This window comes from Streptomyces coffeae, from assembly GCF_016741875.1.
GTDB classification, from domain to species: Bacteria; Actinomycetota; Actinomycetes; order Streptomycetales; family Streptomycetaceae; genus Streptomyces; species Streptomyces coffeae.
Genome location: NZ_JAERRF010000002.1, coordinates 485,172 through 502,573, shown reverse-complemented (window position 1 = coordinate 502,573; position 17,402 = coordinate 485,172). Strand labels below are relative to the sequence as shown.

At 68.4% G+C, this 17,402-nt stretch carries 13 protein-coding genes; 9 read left to right on the top strand and 4 right to left on the bottom strand.

Annotated features, from left to right (window positions below; all coding sequences use genetic code 11):
* Nucleotides 1-25 precede the first annotated feature (25 nt).
* From JK363_RS04530 to JK363_RS04515, 4 genes are all read right to left on the bottom strand, one after another.
* Nucleotides 26-796: a succinate dehydrogenase/fumarate reductase iron-sulfur subunit gene (locus JK363_RS04530; RefSeq protein ID WP_201871598.1), complete on the bottom strand. Its 771-nt coding sequence runs from the start codon at nt 794-796 to the stop codon at nt 26-28.
* Nucleotides 793-2,739 (bottom strand): fumarate reductase/succinate dehydrogenase flavoprotein subunit, encoded by a 1,947-nt coding sequence (locus JK363_RS04525; protein ID WP_201871597.1) that lies wholly within the window; start codon nt 2,737-2,739, stop codon nt 793-795. The genes JK363_RS04530 and JK363_RS04525 overlap by 4 nt, the downstream gene beginning before the upstream one ends.
* Nucleotides 2,740-2,755: 16 nt before the next feature.
* A complete protein-coding gene (gene sdhC, locus JK363_RS04520) occupies nt 2,756-3,601 on the bottom strand; it encodes a succinate dehydrogenase subunit SdhC (protein ID WP_201871595.1) in 846 nt (281 codons plus the stop codon).
* Between the two features lie 104 nt (nt 3,602-3,705).
* Entirely contained in the window at nt 3,706-3,990 is a 285-nt protein-coding gene (locus JK363_RS04515) for an Rv0250c family protein (RefSeq protein ID WP_201871594.1), read from the bottom strand.
* Nucleotides 3,991-4,262: 272 nt separating this feature from the next.
* Here JK363_RS04515 and JK363_RS04510 point away from each other — a divergent pair, with 272 nt between their 5' ends.
* From JK363_RS04510 to JK363_RS04470, 9 genes are all read left to right on the top strand, one after another.
* Nucleotides 4,263-6,338, top strand: coding sequence for an ABC transporter family substrate-binding protein (locus JK363_RS04510; RefSeq protein ID WP_201871593.1), 2,076 nt, complete (start codon nt 4,263-4,265; stop codon nt 6,336-6,338).
* A gap of 164 nt (nt 6,339-6,502) precedes the next feature.
* Nucleotides 6,503-7,123, top strand: a complete 621-nt coding sequence (locus tag JK363_RS04505; protein WP_201871592.1) for a hypothetical protein — start codon at nt 6,503-6,505, stop codon at nt 7,121-7,123.
* Nucleotides 7,124-7,275: 152 nt separating this feature from the next.
* Entirely contained in the window at nt 7,276-9,171 is a 1,896-nt protein-coding gene (gene typA, locus JK363_RS04500) for a translational GTPase TypA (protein ID WP_201871591.1), read from the top strand.
* A 471-nt stretch (nt 9,172-9,642) separates the two neighbouring features.
* Nucleotides 9,643-11,289 carry a peptide ABC transporter substrate-binding protein gene (locus JK363_RS04495; RefSeq protein WP_201871588.1) on the top strand — a complete coding sequence of 549 codons (1,647 nt, stop codon included), beginning with the start codon at nt 9,643-9,645 and terminating at the stop codon, nt 11,287-11,289.
* Between the two features lie 153 nt (nt 11,290-11,442).
* Nucleotides 11,443-12,369 carry an ABC transporter permease gene (locus JK363_RS04490; protein WP_201871713.1) on the top strand — a complete coding sequence of 309 codons (927 nt, stop codon included), beginning with the start codon at nt 11,443-11,445 and terminating at the stop codon, nt 12,367-12,369.
* A gap of 1 nt (nt 12,370) precedes the next feature.
* Nucleotides 12,371-13,324, top strand: coding sequence for an ABC transporter permease (locus JK363_RS04485; RefSeq protein ID WP_201871712.1), 954 nt, complete (start codon nt 12,371-12,373; stop codon nt 13,322-13,324).
* Nucleotides 13,325-13,335: 11 nt separating this feature from the next.
* The gene (locus JK363_RS04480; protein ID WP_201871586.1) at nt 13,336-14,394 is read left to right on the top strand and encodes an ABC transporter ATP-binding protein; all 1,059 of its coding nucleotides are present in this window, start codon (nt 13,336-13,338) and stop codon (nt 14,392-14,394) included.
* The gene (locus JK363_RS04475) at nt 14,387-15,550 is read left to right on the top strand and encodes an ABC transporter ATP-binding protein (RefSeq protein ID WP_201871583.1); all 1,164 of its coding nucleotides are present in this window, start codon (nt 14,387-14,389) and stop codon (nt 15,548-15,550) included. The genes JK363_RS04480 and JK363_RS04475 overlap by 8 nt, the downstream gene beginning before the upstream one ends.
* Nucleotides 15,551-15,751: 201 nt before the next feature.
* Entirely contained in the window at nt 15,752-17,401 is a 1,650-nt protein-coding gene (locus JK363_RS04470) for a peptide ABC transporter substrate-binding protein (protein ID WP_201871582.1), read from the top strand.
* Nucleotide 17,402 lies beyond the last annotated feature (1 nt).

Sequence of the window (17,402 nt, the reverse complement as noted above, 5' to 3'; positions counted from 1 at the left end):
GGCCGGCGGACCCGCGCCGCCCCGGCTAGCCCTCCCGTCGGCGGATCTTGTTGCCCAGCCAGACCAGCGGGTCGTACTTACGGTCCACCGCCCGCTCCTTGAGCGGGATCAGCGCATTGTCGGTGATCTTGATCTGCTCCGGGCAGACCTCCGTACAGCACTTGGTGATGTTGCAGTAGCCCAGGCCGTGGTCCTCCTGCGCACCGCGCTTGCGGTCGATCCCGGCGTCGGCCGCCGCGTCCAGCGGATGCATGTCCAGTTCGGCGACGCGCATCAGGAAGCGCGGTCCGGCGAACGCCTCCTTGTTCTGCTCGAAGTCACGCACCACGTGGCAGGTGTCCTGGCACAGGAAGCACTCGATGCACTTGCGGAACTCCTGCGAGCGCCCCACGTCCTCCTGCCGCATCCGGTACTCACCCGGTTTGAGGTCCGCGGGCGGCACGAAGGACGGCACCTCCCGCGCCTTGGCGTAGTTGAAGGACACATCCGTCACCAGGTCCCGGACCACCGGGAAGGCGCGCAGCGGGGTGATGGTGACCGTCTCGTCACGACCGAAAACCGACATCCTGGTCATGCACAGCAGCCGGGGGCGGCCGTTGATCTCGGCACTGCACGAACCGCATTTGCCCGCCTTGCAGTTCCAGCGGACGGCCAGGTCCGGTGCCTGGGTCGCCTGGAGCCGGTGGACGATGTCCAAAACGACCTCGCCCTCATTGACCTCCACATGGAAGTCCTTGAGGTCGCCGCCGTCCACATCGCCCCGCCACACCCGGAAGTGGGCCTTGTACGCACTCACTGGGTCAGCTCCTCGTCGGTCAGGTACTTCACCAGCTCGTCCTTCTCGAACAGGCCGAGCAGATCGGGGCGGATCGGCGGCATCTCGCGCCGCTCCAGACGGATCTGCCCATGGCCCGCGTCGGGCGCGGCCAGACCGCCGGAGGGGTCGGAGAGCCGGCACACCAGATTGACGCGCCGCCATTCGCGGTCCATCTGCGGACAGTCGTCCCGGGTGTGCCCGCCGCGGCTCTCGGTCCGCTCCAGCGCGGCCCGGGCCACACACTCGCTGGCCAGCAGCATGTTGCGCAGATCAATGGCCAGGTGCCAGCCGGGGTTGAACTGCCGGTGGCCCTCCACGCCCGCGCGCCGCGCCCGCGTCCGCAGGCCCGCCAGCCGGTGCAGCGCCTCCTCCATCTCCCCGGCCTTCCGGATGATCCCCACCAGGTCGTTCATCGCCTGCTGGAGCTCCTGGTGCAGGGTGTACGGGTTCTCGGCCGGGCCCGCGGAGCCATGGGCCTCACCGCCCTCGGCGCTGAACGGGCGCAGCGCCTCGGCCGCCGCGAGGTCCAGCTGTACCTCGTCCGGGACGGCCGGTCGGCCCGACCGGGCGCTGTCCTGGGCGTACTTGGCGGCGTAGAGCCCGGCCCGCCGTCCGAAGACCAGCAGATCGGAGAGGGAGTTGCCGCCCAGTCGGTTGGAGCCGTGCATCCCGCCCGCGACCTCGCCCGCGGCGAACAGCCCGGGGACGCCGGTGGCGGCCGCGGTGTCCGGGTCGACATCCACCCCGCCCATCACATAGTGGCAGGTGGGGCCGACCTCCATGGGCTCGGCGGTGATGTCCACGTCCGCCAGCTCCTTGAACTGGTGGTGCATGGAGGGCAGCCGCCGCTTGATGACCTCGGCCGGCATCCGGGTGGAGACGTCCAGGAAGACCCCGCCGTGCGGGGAGCCGCGGCCCGCCTTCACCTCGGCGTTGATGGCGCGGGCCACCTCGTCGCGGGGGAGCAGCTCGGGCGGGCGGCGGTTGTGGTCCGGGTCTTCGTACCAGCGGTCGCCCTCGTCCTCGGACTGGGCGTACTTCTCCTTGAAGACGTCCGGGATGTAGTCGAACATGAACCGCTTGCCCTCGCTGTTGCGCAGCACCCCACCGTCCCCGCGCACCGATTCGGTGACCAGGATCCCCTTGACCGAGGGCGGCCAGACCATACCGGTCGGGTGGAACTGCACGAACTCCATGTTGATCAGCGGGGCCCCGGCGAGCAGTGCCAGGGCGTGGCCGTCCCCGGTGTACTCCCAGGAGTTGGAGGTCACCTTGAAGGACTTGCCGATACCGCCGGTGGCCAGCACCACGGCCGGGGCGTCGATCGCGAAGAAGCGGCCGGACTCGCGCTCGTAGCCGAAGACCCCGCAGACGCGGTCGCCGTCCTTGAGGATCCGGGTGACCGTGCACTCCTGGAAGACCTTCAGCCGTGCCTCGTAGTCCCCGGTCTCGGCCTTGTCCTCCTGCTGGAGGGAGACGATCTTCTGCTGGAGGGTGCGGATCAGCTCCAGGCCGGTGCGGTCCCCGACATGGGCGAGCCGGGGGTACTCATGGCCGCCGAAGTTGCGCTGGGAGATCCTGCCGTCGGGGGTGCGGTCGAAGAGCGCGCCCCAGGTTTCCAGCTCCCAGACCCGGTCCGGGGCCTCCTGTGCGTGCAGCTCGGCCATCCGCCAGTGGTTGAGGAACTTGCCGCCGCGCATGGTGTCCCGGAAGTGCACCTGCCAGTTGTCACCCTCGTTGACATTGCCCATGCTGGCGGCGATGCCGCCCTCGGCCATCACCGTATGGGCCTTGCCGAAGAGCGACTTGCAGATGACGGCGCAGCGCATGCCCTGTTCCCGGGCCTCGATCGCGGCTCGCAGCCCGGCGCCCCCGGCGCCGACCACGACCACGTCCCACGCCTGCCGCTCGACTTGCGTCATCGGTTGAGCACCTCTCCTAGAAAAAGCGCGGATCGTCGAAGGCGCCGGTCGCGAGCAGATAGACGTAGAAGTCCGCGACGGCGACGCTGATCAGGGACGCCCAGGCCAGCAGAGCGTGGCGGGCGTTGAGGGCGCTGACCCAGCCCCAGAGCCGGTAGCGCACCGGATGCCGGGAGAAGTGCTTGAGCCGGCCGCCGACGATATGGCGGCAGGAGTGGCAGGAGAGGGTGTACGCCCAGATCAGCGCGATGTTGACGAGCAGGATCAGCGTCCCGAGGCCCATATGGCCCCATCCGCCGTGCTCGTCCCGGAAGCCGAGCACCGTGTCATAGGTGAGGATCCCGGCGACGATCAGCGCGAAGTAGAAGAAGTAGCGGTGGACGTTCTGGAGGATCAGCGGGAGGCGGGTCTCGCCGGTGTAGCGGGAGCGCGGCTCGGCGACGGCGCAGGCGGGTGGTGAGGCCCAGAAGCCCCGGTAGTACGCCTTGCGGTAGTAGTAGCAGGTCAGCCGGAAGCCGAGCGGGAAGATCAGGATCAGCAGGGCGGGGGAGAGCCCCCACCATGCGCCGAAGATCTCCCAGTTGGCGCCGCCCTTCATGGGCACGCAGTTCTGCGCGATACAGGGTGAGTAGAACGGTGAGACATACGGCTCGGCGTAGTAGTCGTCACCGGCGAAGGCCCGCCAGGTGGAATAGACGACAAACGCGAACAGCCCGGCGGCGGTCGCCGCGGGCGCCAGCCACCAGCGGTCGGTGCGCAGATGCCGGGTGGGGATGGCAGCCCTCGACGGGCTGTGCACGCCGCCGGGGGGCGCTTCCCGGCCGGCGGACGTGGGGGCTTGGGGGTCGGTGCCTGTGGACAAGTGGAACTCCGCGGTGGAGTGGTGTGGGGGACGGTCGGGACGAGCACCCGTGCCGGTGCACCGGCGGCCCGTTCACAGGGGCGGCCGGTGCACCGTTTCCGTCCTTAGGGCGCGTGGCGATCGCGCGCGCCGAGGCCCTCGTCGTCGACGTCCGACCACAGCGCACTGTTGTACGGAGCGTCGGGGACCGGAACCATTTCGGGGCGTGGTCGCTCCTGGGGAGCCGTATCGCGCAGCAGGGCGAGGCTCTCGCGGAGGTGGTCCGCGTCGGTGCGGACCCGTCGTATCTCCAGCCCGCCCGGACCCATCTGCTGTTCCAGCCGGGTGACCGAGCGGACCAGGTCATCGAGACAGCGCTGGACGGCCGTCAGGTCGTCGTTCAAGGACATGACTTGCCCTCACTTCCGCGGTTGCGGTTGGCGACGGTCATGCGACAGCGAGTCTTGCGCGCCGCGGTCGCGATTGGGAAGGGATCTGCCGCGATTCGCCGTGCCGCCGGTGCGATTCCGCCTTTCGGGTGATCCTTTCCCCTCATGGCCGTCTCTGTGACCGTCCTGGCGTGCTGTCCGGTGAACCGTCGCTTTGAGTGAGCAGTATATGCGATAAGCGTCACAATACGCCCAAGATGCACATATCTGGCATATCCCGGAGGTTCGCCGCCATGTCCATCGCCAAGCGCCGCTGTGCCTTGCTGCTCGCCGCGGGTGTGATGCTGCCGCTGCCCGTACTGACCGGATGCAGCTCCGATGACGAGGGCGCCCCGCCGCCCGCCTCCCGGGACATCGCCACGGCGCCCCGCGCCCGGACGACCGGGACCGGCACTCTGCGCTGGGCCCTGGACGCGACCCCCAAGACCTTCAACGCCTTCCAGTCGGCCGCCGACACCGGCACCCAGCGGGTCGCGGGCGCGGTGCTGCCCGCGCTGTACACGCTGGACGCCCGGGGCAAGCCTCAGCGCAACCCGGACTTCCTGGAGTCCGCCGACGTCACCTCGACCGATCCCAAGCAGGTCGTGGTCTACAAGCTCAACCCCAAGGCGGTCTGGAGCGACGGCCGCCCGCTGAGCGCGGAGGACTTCGCCGCCCAGTGGAAGGCGCTGCGCGGTACGGAGAACGCGTACTGGACGGCGCGGAACGCCGGGTACGACCGCATCGCCAAGATCGAGCCCGGTGAGAAGGACCACGAGGTCAAGGTCACCTTTGCCAAGCCCTACACCGACTGGCGCTCGCTGTTCACCCCGCTCTACCCGAAGAGCGTGATGGACAACCCGGCGGTCTTCAACGCCGCGGCGAACAAGGGGCTCGCGGTCGGCGCCGGCCCCTTCATGGTGCGCGACGTCACCGAGGGCTCCGTCACCCTGGTCCGCAACCCCCGCTGGTGGGGCGGCCGGGCGCGGCTGAGCCGGATGGTCTTCCAGACGGTGCCCGCCGACCAGCGCGCCGACGCCCTGATCTCCGGAGGGGTCGATCTCGCCGACGTCGACCGGGCCACCGCCCGGCGGATCCAGGCCACCGCCCCGTCCCGCAAGGAGCGGGCCGCCGGGGCCAAGACCCACACCGCCGGGGCCAACGCGCCGGACCTGGGCCGGGACGGACAGCGGGCCGCGGACGCGCTGCACACCTGGGCGGCCGAGAACGCCTCGGACAAGAAGCGGGCCGAGACCGTGGCCCTGAGCCGGTTCACCCTGCGCAAGGCGCTGGAGCCCGCGTACACCCAGCTCGCCCTGAACGGCACCAAGGGCCCGCTCGCGGATGAGCGGGTGCGCCGCGCGGTGGCCCGCGCGATCGACCGCAAGGCGCTGGCGAAGCTGGTCCTGAAGCCGCTCGGGCTGCCGGACGAACCGCTCGGCAACCATCTGCTGATGGCGGCGCAGAAGGGATACAAGGACCACAGCGGCGCCCTCGGCGACTCCGACACCGAGGCCGCGCAGTCGCTGCTGGCGGACGCGGGCTGGCACGCGGACGGCCGTCAGAAGGCGCTCGACGGCAAGACGGACGACCTCGGCATCCGGCGCGCGGTGCCCACCGACGCGGGCTCGGGTACCGCCTCGGCCGACGCCACCGCCTCGGCCACCGCCTCCGGTGACACGAGCGGTACCGCCTCCGGTGACGCGTCCACCACCGCCTCGCCCTCCGCCACCGCCAGTGGCGCTTCCCCCGCGGCGGGTGACGCGGGCCGCTCCGGGAACCTCCCCGACTCGGCGGTGGTCCGGAAGAAGGGCCGCCCGCTGGTCCTGCGCTTCGTCCTCCCGGACGACAGCGGCAGCGCCTCGCTGCGCGCCGTCGGCGAGCGCATCGCGCGGATGCTGGAGTCGATCGGCGTCCGCACCGAGATCACCAAGGTCGGGGGCGAGGGCTACTTCAAGAACTACATCGCCTCCGGCAAGTACGACCTGGCGCTCTACTCCTGGCCCGCCACCGCCTACCCGGCCACCGACGGCCGTCCGATCTACGCCAAGCCGCAGCCGGCGGCGGACGGCTCGCTGGTGGTCGAGCAGAACTACACCCGGGTGGGCACCGACCAGATCGACCAGCTCTTCGACGAGGCGGTCGCCGAACTGGACGGCGGTGCCTCCCGCTCCCTGGTCGGCCGGGCGGACGCCCGGATCTGGGCGGCGGCCGGTTCGGTCCCGCTCTATCAGCGGCCGCAGCTGGTCGCGATGCGCAAGGGCGTGGTCAACGCCGGAGCCTTCGGCTTCGCCACCCCGCGCTACCAGGACATCGGCTTCCGCAAGTGAGCCCCTGGTCCGCCCGGCCCGGCACCTGAGCCGGGCCGGGCGGACCGTGCTCGCTCAGAAAGCGCTCAACTCCCTTGTGAGGCCCGTTCCCGCTGCGGAACCATGACCGTGATCATGACCCACCGTGGTGACACGGTGACCGCACGGGAATCGGGGAACGGAAGATGAAGCGCGCACTGCGCACGGCGATCGCCATGGCCGTGATCGCCGCGACGGCGGCCGGATGCACCTCCGGTGGTGGGGCCGAGAAGCCGTCCGTCTTAGGAAAGAGCTGTGACCGCCCCTCCTACACCTGGCTGAATGTCTCCCAGCGGCCGGTGGTGACCGATCTGAGGAACCGCCGCTACACCAAGGGACAGCAGGTCAGCACCAAGAAACTGACCGAGTTCGCCCGCTACCGCGTCTCCGTCCGCGCCGAGGGGCCCGGGGTGCCCGCCGAGGAGGTGCTGCGCTCCCTGGAACGCCATCTGGGCCCCGCCGGCGGACTGGCCCTGGGCGCCGAAAAGCCCGGTGCGGTCACCCAGGACGATCCGGGCGGCTACGCGGCGCGACCGGCCGAGAAGACCGGGAACTACGTCACCGCCCGCGCGATCGACCTGGTCGACGCCGATTTCCGCTACACCTGCGCGAACAGTTCCCCGGCGGGCCTGGGGCACGCCGTGAGCTGGCAGTCCGCCGAGGAGATCATGGTCACCTGCGGAGCCGCCCCGCGGGCGGGCCGTGACGAGGCCGAGGCCGAGGCGGCCCGGCTGGGCTGCCGGAAGGGCGATCCCGCCGTTGCCTGAGACCCGGATCACCCTGCGAGGACGGGCTGCGGCGCCCGTTACCGGGGCGTCCCCGTACCATGGGGGAGAGGCCGTGGCGTGATCTGCCCGGCGGACGGGCGTACCGGACTGGACGCGCCGTCATCCACGACTCCGGGAGAAGCGCCGCAAGTATGCCCACGCGTCACGACATCCGTAACGTCGCCATCGTCGCCCACGTCGACCACGGCAAGACGACCCTGGTCGACGCCATGCTCAAGCAGGCCGGAGCGTTCGCCGCCCACCAGCAGGTGGACGACCGGGTGATGGACTCCAACGACCTGGAGCGCGAGAAGGGGATCACCATTCTCGCCAAGAACACCGCCGTGAAGTACCACCCGGCGGACGGCGGTGACCCCGTCACCATCAACATCATCGACACCCCGGGCCACGCCGACTTCGGTGGTGAGGTCGAGCGCGGGCTGTCCATGGTCGACGCGGTGGTTCTGCTGGTCGACGCCTCCGAGGGCCCGCTGCCGCAGACCCGCTTCGTGCTGCGCAAGGCGCTCCAGGCCAAGCTGCCGGTGATCCTGTGCATCAACAAGACGGACCGCCCGGACTCCCGGATCGACGCCGTGGTCAACGAGGCTTACGACCTCTTCCTGGACCTGGACGCCACCGAGGAGCAGATCGAGTTCCCGATCGTCTACGCCTGCGCCCGGGACGGCGTGGCCTCGCTGAACAAGCCGGAGGACGGCACCGTCCCGGCCGACAGCGACAGCCTCCAGCCGTTCTTCACCACCCTGCTGGAGACCGTCCCCGCGCCCGAGTACGACTCCGCCGCCCCGCTCCAGGCCCATGTCACCAACCTGGACGCGGACAACTTCCTCGGCCGTATCGCGCTGCTCCGGGTCGAGCAGGGCGAGCTGAAGAAGGGGCAGACGGTCGCCTGGATCAAGCGGGACGGCTCGATCTCCAATGTGCGGATCACCGAGCTGATGATGACCGAGGCGCTCACCCGCAAGCCCGCCGAGGTGGCCGGCCCCGGTGACATCTGCGCCGTCGCGGGCATCCCGGACATCATGATCGGCGAGACCCTGGCCGATCCGGAGAACCCGATCGCGCTGCCGCTGATCACCGTCGACGAGCCCGCGATCTCGATGACCATCGGTACCAACACCTCGCCGCTGGTCGGCCGGGGCCCCGGCGGCAAGGGCGCCGACAAGTCGGCCGTGAAGGATCGAAAGGTCACCGCCCGGCTGGTCAAGGACCGGCTGGAGCGTGAGCTGATCGGCAATGTCTCGCTGCGGGTGCTGCCCACCGACCGCCCGGACGCCTGGGAGGTGCAGGGCCGCGGTGAGCTGGCGCTGGCGATCCTGGTGGAGACCATGCGCCGGGAAGGCTTCGAGCTGACCGTCGGCAAGCCCCAGGTGGTCACCCGGGAGATCGAGGGCAAGGTCCATGAGCCGGTCGAGCGCATTACCATCGATGTGCCCGAGGAGCACATGGGCGCGGTGACCCAGCTGATGGGCACCCGCAAGGGCCGGATGGACAACATGTCCAACCACGGCTCCGGTTGGGTCCGGATGGAGTTCGTCGTTCCGTCCCGCGGTCTGATCGGCTTCCGTACCGAGTTCCTGACCCAGACCCGTGGCACCGGCATCGCCCACTCCATCCACGAGGGCCATGAGCCATGGTTCGGTGAGCTGAAGACCCGGAACAACGGCTCGCTGGTGGCCGACCGTTCGGGCGCGGTGACCGCCTTCGCGATGATCAACCTCCAGGAGCGCGGCGTGCTGTTCGTCTCGCCGGGCACCGAGGTCTACGAGGGCATGATCGTCGGTGAGAACTCCCGCACCGACGACATGGACGTGAACATCACCAAGGAGAAGAAGCTCACCAACATGCGGTCCTCCACCGCGGATGTGACCGAGTCCCTGGTGCCGCCGCGGCTGCTCTCGCTGGAGCAGTCTCTGGAATTCTGCCGCGACGACGAATGCGTCGAGGTGACCCCGGAGACGGTGCGCATCCGCAAGGTGGTGCTGGACCAGAAGGAGCGCGGCCGCGCCGCCTCCCGCGCCAAGCGCTGACGCGTACGCGGGCGCCCGTCACCCAGCGTGAGCGCTGGGAAGCGCGTCCGTGAGCCCGCCGACAGCCCGGAATCTCCTCTTCCGTGAGGGGGGTCCGGGCTGTTGGCATGTCAGGAAGGTGTCAGTCAACGAATTAACCGGGGTGTGGCGTCCGGATATCGACACGATGGCTCCGCATGATGGGTTAACAGTCCGTTTCGCGTGTGTCTGTCAGCGGCGCTTTTGTCCGGATTTCGAAGCTCCGCGCGTAGATGATGTGACCAAAGCGAGACCCAGAGGGTGTGGTTTACGGCGCGAGCGTGCTCAATCATGGGGTCCATTGAGCTCGGGTCAATGGGTCACACGCTGTGGGGAGCGCGGACCTACGAGCACATCTGGGGGGTTTCCGGTCCCTTTCGCTGTCAGGGGTGTCAGCGTGCTTTCCGGACACCCCCTCTCGTAGTGGCAGAGGACTCCTGAGGAGGCAAACCCATGCGCGGTGCCAAGAGCGCCAAGTGGGTCGCACTGGCCGCGGTTGTGGCGCTGGCCGCAACCGCCTGTGGTGGCGGCGACGACAGCGACAGCGGTAGCAACGACATGAACAAGGGGACGGCGGACCCGAAGGGGATCCTGTCCGCCCAGCTGAGCGAGCCGCAGAACCCGCTGCAGCCGGCGAACGCCAAGGAAAGCCAGGGCAGTCGTGTCCTGCGGGCGGTCTTCTCCCAGCTCGTGGACTACGAGCCCGGCACCGGCAAGCTCCGGTACATCAACGCCGAGTCCGTCACGCCCAACAAGGACTCCTCCGTCTGGACCATCAAGCTCAAGCCGGGCTGGAAGTTCCACAACGGCGAGGCCGTGACCGCCAAGTCCTATGTGGACGCGTGGAACTGGTCGGCCAACGTCAAGAACAACCAGACCAACTCCAGCTGGTTCCAGGACATCAAGGGCTACGAGGATGTCCACCCGGAGAAGGGCAAGCCCACGGCCGACAAGATGTCGGGCCTCAAGATCGTCAATGATAATGAGTTCAAGGTCGAACTCACCAGCTCGGTCTCGTACTTCTCCTACAAGCTGGGCTACGACGTGTGGTCGCCGCTGCCCAGCGGCTTCTTCAAGGACCCCAAGGGCTACGGCGAGAAGCCGGTCGGCAACGGCCCCTACAAGTTCGTCTCCTGGGACCACAAGAAGCTGATCAAGGTCCGTAAGTTCGACGGCTACCAGGGTCCGAACAAGGCCAAGAACGGCGGCATCGACTTCAAGAACTACACCACCGCCGACGCCGCCTACTCGGACCTGCGCTCGAACAACCTCGACTGGATCGAGCAGATTCCGAACAATGCGCTGACCAACTACAAGACGGACCTGGGCAAGCGCGCGATCGACCAGGAGTACTCGGCGGTCCAGTCGATCGTCCCGGCCTTCTACACCGACCAGTTCAAGGACATCGACCCCAAGGTCATCCAGGGTCTGTCGATGGCGATCGACCGTGCCACCATCACCAAGACCGTGCTGCACGGCTCCCGTACTCCGGCCGACAGCTTTGTCGCCCGCGGTGTGCTCGGCTACCAGGCCGGCGCCCTGAAGGAGCAGGTCAGCTACGACCCGAAGAAGGCCAAGGCCCTCATCAAGGAGGGTGGTGGCGTTCCCGGGAACAAGATCTCGATCCAGTACAACGCCGACCAGCCGCACAAGGACTGGGTCGACGCGGTCTGCAACAGCATCCGCAAGGCCACCGGCATCGACTGTGTCGGCGACTCCAAGCCGGACTTCCAGGCCGACCTGAACGCGCGTGACAAGCACCAGGTCAAGTCCATGTACCGCGGTGGCTGGGTGCTCGACTACCCGGTCAACTCCAACTTCATGAGGGACTTGTACGGCTCCAAGGCCGCCGGTAACACCAGCGGTTACGACAACAAGGAGTTCGACAAGCTCGCCAACAAGGCCGACAAGGCCGCCACCCTCGACGAGACCGTGAAGCTCTACCAGCAGGCGGAGCAGGTTCTCGCCAAGGACATGCCGGCGATCCCGCTGTGGTTCTACAAGGTCAACAGCGGCCAGTCCAACAAGATCCTGGGGAAGATTCCCTACGGTCAGGACGGCGACCCCATCTTCACCAACGTCCAGGTGAAGAAGAAGTAGGCATCGGGACCGCCGGCCGGTGCCGCCGCATCCTCTCCCCGGGGAGCGCGGCGGCACCGGCCCGCAGGCGTGAGGCCCGCGACCCTCTCCCCCCACCCCCCGTGGAGCAGATGAGCCGTGGCCTCCGCCGCCCCCCAACGGCATGGAGGCATGATGGGGCGCTACGTCGCCAGGCGACTGCTCCAGATGATCCCGGTGTTCATCGGGACTACTCTGATCATTTTCCTCATGGTCCACGTCCTTCCCGGTGATCCCATCCGGGCGATGTGGGGAGACAAGGCTGCCGACCCCGCTCAGGTCGCGGCACTCCGCCATGAGTTCGGGCTGGACCAGCCCCTGTGGAAGCAGTACATCGATTACATGGCCGATCTCTTCCAGGGAGACTTCGGCAAGACCTTCGGCGGCCGTCCGGTCTCCGAGGAAATGAACCTGGCCTTCCCGGTGACCCTCCGTCTCGCCGCGGTGGCCTTCGCCATCGAGATGATCATCGGCATCGGGCTGGGCGCCTGGGCAGGTCTCAAGGCGGGCAAGGCCGTTGACACCGGCGTGCTGATCTTCACGCTGATCGTCATCTCGATGCCGGTCTTCGTGCTGGGTTACCTTGCGCGGTTCATCTTCGCCGATGAACTCGGCTGGCTGCCGCCCAACGTCCAGAACTCGGAGGACATCCAGCAGCTGCTGCTGCCGGGCTTTGTGCTCGCGATGCTGTCGATGGCGTATGTGGCCCGGCTGACCCGGACCACCTTCGCGGAGAACCTGCGCGCCGACTACATGCGCACCGCGCTGGCCAAGGGCCTGCCGCGGCGGCGGATCGTCGGTGTGCACCTGCTGCGCAACTCGCTCATCCCGGTGATCACCTTCCTCGGCACCGATATCGGCGCGCTCATCGGCGGCGCGGTGGTGACCGAGGGCATCTTCAACGTCCAGGGCGTCGGCAACCTGCTGTACAAGGCGCTCGGACAGCGCGAGGGCTCCACGATCGTCGGTGTGGTGACGGTCTTCGTCCTCGTCATCCTGGTGATCAACCTGATCGTCGACCTGCTGTACGCGGTCCTGGACCCGAGGATTCGATATGTCTGAGCTGACAGACACGACACTCGTTCCCGGCCACCAGGCTTCCAACGCCGAACTGGCGGCGGCCAAGGGCCCCTCGAAGGGCTCCGGTCCCGGCAAGCCTCGCTCGCTGTGGGGCGACGCCTGGTACGAGCTGCGCCACCGGCCGCTGTTCTGGGTCTCCGCGGTACTGCTGGTCCTGCTGCTGACCATCGCGGCGTTCCCCGGTCTCTTCACCGGTGCCGACCCGCGGGACGGCGATCTGACCAACCACTTCCTGACCAAGCCGGAGCTGTCGCACTTCTTCCAGGCCGACTGGTTCGGCTACGACGTGCAGGGCCGTTCCATCTACGCCCGGGTCATCTACGGCACCCGCGCCTCCATCATGGTCGGTGTCGGCGTGACGGCGGCAGTCACCCTCTTCGGTGGTCTGCTGGGCATGCTGGCCGGGTACTTCGGCGGCTGGATCGACTCGATCGTCTCCCGCATCGTGGACATCTTCTTCGGTCTGCCGTTCCTGCTCGGCTCGATGGTCGTGCTGAACGCGTTCACCGAGCGCAAGGTGTACGTGGTGATCGCGGCACTGGCCTTCCTGGGCTGGACCACCATCGCCCGGGTGATGCGCAGTTCGGTGATCACGGCCAAGCAGGCGGACTACGTCACCGCGGCGCGTGCGCTCGGCGCGGGCACCACCCGGATCCTGTTCCGGCACGTCCTGCCCAACGCCCTCGCGCCCACCATCGTGGTCGCGACCATCTCGCTCGGCGCCTACATCTCCGCCGAGGCCACGCTGTCGTACCTGGGTCTCGGCCTCGCCGACCCGACGATCTCGTGGGGCATCGACATCTCGTCGGCCAAGGACGCCATCCGTGACAACCCGCACGTGATGCTCTTCCCGGCCGGGATGCTGAGCCTGACCGTGTTCGCATTCATCACGCTCGGCGACGCGGTGCGCGACGCCCTCGACCCCAAGCTGCGCTGAGGAGGGCGTACGTGACCACCATCGAGAAGACCACGAGCGCCACCGCCCGCACGGGCGAGGGCGACGACGGCACCCCGCTGCTGGAAGTCCGCGATCTGCATGTGGAGTTCCACACCCGGGAGGGCCTGGCCAAGGCCGTCAACGGTGTCAACTACAGCGTCCGCGCCGGTGAGACGCTCGCCGTGCTCGGCGAGTCCGGCTCCGGCAAGTCGGTGACCGCCCAGGCCATCATGGGCATCCTCGACATGCCGCCCGGGAAGATCCCGCAGGGCCAGATCCTGTACCGCGGCGAGGACATGCTCACCATGTCCAACGAGGAGCGCCGGAAGATCCGCGGCCGGAAGATCGCCATGATCTTCCAGGACGCGCTCTCGGCGCTCAACCCGGTGCTCTCCGTGGGCTACCAGCTGGGCGAGATGTACCGCGTCCACCAGGGCCTGTCCAAGAAGGAGGCCAAGGCCAAGGCCATCGAGCTGATGGACCGGGTCCGTATCCCGGCGGCGAAGGAGCGGGTGGGCGACTATCCGCACCAGTTCTCCGGCGGTATGCGCCAGCGCATCATGATCGCCATGGCGCTGGCCCTGGAGCCGGACCTGATCATCGCCGACGAGCCCACCACCGCCCTGGACGTCACCGTCCAGGCCCAGGTGATGGATCTGCTCGCCGAGCTCCAGCGCGAGTACAACATGGGTCTGATCCTCATCACCCATGACCTGGGTGTGGTGGCGGACGTCGCCGACAAGATCGCGGTGATGTACGCGGGCCGTATCGTGGAGACCGCGCCGGTGCACGAGCTCTACAAGCGCCCGGCCCACCCCTACACCCGGGGCCTGCTGGACTCCATCCCGCGGCTGGACCGCAAGGGCCAGGAGCTCTACGCGATCAAGGGTCTGCCGCCCAATCTGCTCAAGATCCCCTCGGGCTGTGCCTTCAACCCGCGCTGCCCCAAGGCGCAGGACATCTGCACCACCGAGATCCCGGCGCTGGACCCGGTCACCGAGCAGGACGGCACGGAACTGCCGGGGCGCGGCAGCGCGTGCCACTTCTGGAAGGAGACCATCCATGGCTGACATCAAGAAGGACGCGGCCGTGGACCGGTCCGACGACGTCCAGGACGCCACCCCCAATGTCACGGAGGTGGACACGGTCGACGCGGTCACCGAAGAGGCGGCCGTGGAGGCCATCGAGGCGCCCGTCGAGCGCGGTGAGCCGATCCTCCAGGTGCGCAATCTGGTCAAGCACTTCCCGCTGACCCAGGGCATCCTGTTCAAGCGGCAGATCGGCGCGGTCAAGGCGGTCGACGGGATCTCCTTCGACCTCTACCAGGGCGAGACCCTGGGCATCGTGGGCGAGTCCGGCTGTGGCAAGTCCACCGTCGCCAAGCTGCTGATGACCCTGGAGACCGCCACCGCCGGTGAGGTCTTCTTCAAGGGCCAGGACATCACCAAGCTGTCCGGCCGTGCGCTGCGGGCCGTCCGGCGCAACATCCAGATGGTCTTCCAGGACCCGTACACCTCGCTCAACCCCCGGATGACGGTGGGCGACATCATCGGCGAGCCGTACGAGATCCACCCGGAGGTCGCGCCCAAGGGCGACCGGCGACGCCGGGTCCAGGAGCTGCTGGACGTCGTGGGCCTCAACCCGGAGTACATCAACCGCTATCCGCACCAGTTCTCCGGCGGTCAGCGGCAGCGCATCGGGATCGCGCGCGGTCTCGCGCTCAACCCCGAGGTCATCATCTGCGACGAGCCGGTCTCGGCGCTGGACGTCTCGGTGCAGGCGCAGGTGATCAACCTGATGGAGAAACTCCAGGACGAGTTCAACCTGTCCTACATCTTCATCGCGCACGACCTGTCCATCGTCCGGCACATCTCCGACCGGGTCGGTGTGATGTACCTGGGCAAGATGGCCGAGATCGGCAGCGACACCGAGATCTACGACCACCCGACGCACCCCTACACCCAGGCGCTGCTGTCGGCGGTCCCGGTCCCGGACCCGGAGTCGCGCGAGGGCCGGGAGCGGATCATCCTCGCGGGCGATGTGCCCTCCCCGGCCAATCCGCCCTCCGGCTGCCGCTTCCGCACCCGCTGCTGGAAGGCGGAGGACAAGTGCGCCAAGGAGGTGCCGCTGCTCGCCGTCCCGGAGCGGTTCGCGGGCAGTGACACCCCGGCCGCCCATGAGTCGGCCTGCCACTTCGCGGAGGAGAAGGACGTCGTGCACGCCTGATCCGCGCTGAGCGACACCGCACGAGGGCGCCCGGACCGTCGACACGGTCCGGGCGCCCTCGTTGCGTCGTCCGGATGACGTCCCCGCCCCGCCGGTTCCCGGGCGGTGCCACGGACAGCCGCGGTGGAGGTGCGGGCCGCCCGGCCCCGGGATGTCATAGGGGCCTAAGGCGGATCTTGGACCGGATCCTCGGGAGGCGCCATGCGCACCGCATCGCACCGTAGGCGTACCCGTCGCACGCTGGGCGCCGGATGCGCGGCGGCCCTCGTGGGCGTGGTCGCGCTGACCGCCACGGGCTGCGGCGGCGGGGACAGCGGCTCCGGCTCGGGCATCGTCCGCTCCTCCTGGGGCGATCCGCCGGGCCCCCTGGAACCGGCGAACACCAATGAGGTCCAGGGCGGCAAGGTGCTGGACATGATCTTCCGCGGGCTCAAGACGTACGACCCGAGGACCGGTGCGGCCAAGGACGCGCTCGCGGACCAGATCACTACCTCCGACCAGCGCAACTACACCGTCACCATCAAGGCGGGCCGGCGCTTCGCCAACGGCGAGAAGGTGACCGCCCGGTCCTTCGTGGACGCGTGGAACTACGGCGCCCTGCTCGACAACAAGCAGCGCAACGCCTACTTCTTCGAGTACATCGAGGGGTACGACAAGGTCCACCCCGCCTCCGGCTCCCCGACCGCGAAAACCCTCTCCGGGCTGCGGGTCAAGAACGACCGCACCTTCACCGTCCGGCTCACCCAGAAGTTCTCCACCTGGCCCACGACGCTCGGCTACAACGCCTATGTACCGCTGCCCCGGGCGTTCTTCACCCACCACGCCGCCTGGCTGAAGCGTCCCGTCGGCAACGGCCCCTACACGGTGGCGTCCTACAGCAAGGGCGCGGTGATGAAGCTGCGCGCCTGGGACGGCTACTCCGGCCCCGACAAGGCCCGGAACAAGGGCGTGGACCTGCGGGTCTACACCGACTCCAACACCGCCTACACCGATCTCCAGGCGGGCAATCTCGACCTGGTGGACGATGTCCCCGCGCAGCAGCTGAAGTTCGTCCGCAACGACCTCGGCAACCGCTACATCAACCAGCCCGCCGGGATCATCCAGACCCTCACCTTCCCTATGTACGACAGCGCCTGGCGCGGCCCCGCCAAGGCGAAGCTGCGCCGTGGCATCTCGATGGCCATCAACCGCAAGCAGATCACCGAACGGATCTTCCGCAACACCCGTACCCCCGCCACCGACTGGACCTCACCGGTGCTGCGGCGCGAGGGCGGCTACCGGCCGGGGCTGTGCGGTGACGCCTGCACCTACGACCCGAAGCGGGCCCGCAAGCTGATCGAGGCGGCGGGCGGGCTGCCCGGCGGCCGGATGACCATCACGTACAACGCGGACACCGGCTCGCACAAGGACTGGATCGACGCGATCTGCAACAGCATCAACAGCACGCTCCACAGCGACCGGGCGTGTGTCGGCAAGCCGGTCGGCACCTTCGCGGACTACCGCAACAAGATGGCCGGGAAGCAGATGACCGGGCCGTTCCGCGCGGGCTGGCAGATGGACTACCCGCTGATCCAGAACTTCCTCCAGCCGCTGTACTACACCGGCGCCTCCTCCAACGACGGCCACTGGAGCGACACCGCCTTCGACAAGCTGGTCAACCAGGCCAACGCCGCCTCCGCCACCGGCGCGGCCATCAGCTCCTTCCAGGACGCGGAGAAGATCCTCGCCGAGCAGATGCCCGCCATCCCGCTGTGGTACCAGAACGGCAGCGCGGGCTACTCGGAGCGGCTGAGCGATGTGGCCCTCAACCAGTTCAGCGTCCCGGTCTACCACCAGATCAAGGTCAGCTGAC

Coding starts and splice junctions, on each gene's coding strand:
- JK363_RS04510 (WP_201871593.1), top strand. CDS start 4,263: ATGTCCATCGCCAAGCGCCGCTGTGCCTTGCTGCTCGCCGCGGGTGTG.
- JK363_RS04505 (WP_201871592.1), top strand. CDS start 6,503: ATGAAGCGCGCACTGCGCACGGCGATCGCCATGGCCGTGATCGCCGCG.
- JK363_RS04525 (WP_201871597.1), bottom strand. CDS start 2,739: ATGACGCAAGTCGAGCGGCAGGCGTGGGACGTGGTCGTGGTCGGCGCC.
- JK363_RS04475 (WP_201871583.1), top strand. CDS start 14,387: ATGGCTGACATCAAGAAGGACGCGGCCGTGGACCGGTCCGACGACGTC.
- JK363_RS04490 (WP_201871713.1), top strand. CDS start 11,443: ATGGGGCGCTACGTCGCCAGGCGACTGCTCCAGATGATCCCGGTGTTC.
- typA (WP_201871591.1), top strand. CDS start 7,276: ATGCCCACGCGTCACGACATCCGTAACGTCGCCATCGTCGCCCACGTC.
- JK363_RS04495 (WP_201871588.1), top strand. CDS start 9,643: ATGCGCGGTGCCAAGAGCGCCAAGTGGGTCGCACTGGCCGCGGTTGTG.
- JK363_RS04470 (WP_201871582.1), top strand. CDS start 15,752: ATGCGCACCGCATCGCACCGTAGGCGTACCCGTCGCACGCTGGGCGCC.
- JK363_RS04515 (WP_201871594.1), bottom strand. CDS start 3,990: ATGTCCTTGAACGACGACCTGACGGCCGTCCAGCGCTGTCTCGATGAC.